1 protein-coding gene is annotated in these 320 nt (G+C 35.0%); it reads left to right on the top strand.

What is annotated here, in order from left to right:
• Window positions 1-84: 84 nt before the first annotated feature.
• A partial coding sequence (locus DRF57_RS23510; RefSeq protein WP_133297570.1) for a GIY-YIG nuclease family protein occupies window positions 85-320 on the top strand: 236 nt, incomplete at its 3' end.

Below are 320 nucleotides of genomic sequence, written 5' to 3'. Positions count from 1 at the left end.
CGGGACGGTCAAAGGTTCGAATCCTTTCGCGCTCACAACGAACTCACAATTTTTATTGTGAGTTTTTTGTTTTATATTAGTTTCATGTGTTGCTGCTACCTACTTTATTCTCAATCTTTAGAAAATTACTACATTGGCCATTCTTGTGAAGATATACAGGAAAGGCTAAGAAAACATCTGTCTGAACATAAAGGATTTACAGCAAAAGCCAAAGACTGGATGATCGTTTATCATGAAGTTTTTGATTCTAAATCTGCGGCATACAAAAGAGAACGAGAAATAAAGGCTTGGAAAAGCAAATCTAAAATACAAACACTCAT

The sequence above is a fragment of the Chryseobacterium rhizosphaerae genome (genome assembly GCF_003385455.1).
Classification (GTDB): Bacteria; Bacteroidota; Bacteroidia; order Flavobacteriales; family Weeksellaceae; genus Chryseobacterium; species Chryseobacterium rhizosphaerae.
This window is presented reverse-complemented; position numbering and strand designations above follow the sequence as displayed.